This is a genomic window from Mycobacterium sp. 050272 (genome assembly GCF_039023525.1).
GTDB lineage: Bacteria > Actinomycetota > Actinomycetes > Mycobacteriales > Mycobacteriaceae > Mycobacterium.
Map to the genome: position 1 here is coordinate 1 of NZ_JBCHKV010000058.1, position 1340 is coordinate 1340.

Annotated in this window: 1 protein-coding gene; it reads left to right on the forward strand. The window is 65.7% G+C overall.

Annotated features, from left to right (window positions below):
* Window positions 1–49: 49 nt before the first annotated feature.
* A complete protein-coding gene (locus AAHS21_RS31945; protein ID WP_342931259.1) occupies window positions 50–1306 on the forward strand; it encodes an IS256 family transposase in 1257 nt (418 codons plus the stop codon).
* Window positions 1307–1340 lie beyond the last annotated feature (34 nt).

Sequence of the window (1340 nt, forward strand, 5' to 3'; positions counted from 1 at the left end):
AGTTCACGGTGCCCAGGAGGCCAACAACGAGGAGACCGGCCATCGGTCGTTGCTCGATGAGATCGTCCGCGACGGTGCGCGGCAGATGCTGGCCGCGGCGTTGCAGGCTGAGGTTGCTGCCTATGTGGAGCAGTTCGCCGACCAGCTCGATGAGGACGGCCACCGGCTGGTGGTGCGCAACGGCTATCACGAGCCGCGTGAGGTGTTGACCGCGGCCGGCGCGGTGGAGGTCAAGGCACCGCGGGTCAACGACCGCCGTGTGGACCCCGATACCGGTGTGCGGCGGCGGTTTTCCTCGGCGATCCTGCCTGCCTGGGCGCGCAAGTCCCCGCAGATGAGCGAGGTGTTGCCGCTGCTGTACCTGCATGGGCTCTCGAGTGGGGATTTCGGTCCGGCGCTCGAGCAGTTCCTCGGCTCGGGCGCCGGCTTGTCGGCCTCGACGATCACCCGGCTGACGGCGCAGTGGCAAGACGAAGCCGCCGCGTTCGGGCGGCGGGACCTGTCCGGCACCGACTATGTCTACCTGTGGGTCGACGGGATCCATCTCAAGGTGCGTCTGGAGCAGACCAAGCTGTGTCTGCTGGTGATGATCGGCGTGCGCAGCGATGGCCGCAAGGAGCTCGTCGCGTTGACTGACGGGTTTCGGGAGTCGACCGAGTCGTGGGCCGATCTGCTACGTGACTGCAAACGCCGCGGGATGACCGCCCCGGTGCTGGCCGTCGGCGACGGAGCCCTCGGGTTCTGGAAAGCGGTCCGGGAAGTGTTTCCGGCCACGCGTGAGCAGCGCTGCTGGTTTCACAAGCAGGCCAATGTGCTTGCCGCACTGCCGAAGTCGGCTCATCCGTCGGCGTTGGCGGCGATCAAGGACATCTACAACGCCGAGGATATCGACAAGGCCCAGGTCGCGGTCAAGGCCTTCGACGTCGACTTCGGCGCCAAGTACCCCAAGGCGGTCGCCAAGATCGTCGACGACCTCGACACCCTGCTGGAGTTCTACAAGTACCCGGCCGAACACTGGATCCATTTGCGCACGACAAATCCGATCGAAAGCACCTTCGCCACGGTGCGACTTCGAACCAAGGTCACCAAGGGGCCGGGATCACGGGCGGCCGGTATTGCCATGGCCTACAAGCTGATCGACGCCGCACAGGCTCGCTGGCGGGCCGTCAACGCCCCCCACCTGGTCGCCCTGGTCCGCGCCGGCGCGGCCTTCCACAAAGGCAAACTGCTCGAACGGCCCACCGACATCACCCCACCGACACCGCCCTCAAACGGCAACGAGCACACCGGAACGCAGGTCGCCTGAAAAAACCCGATCCACAGGTCTTGACAATTTCTCC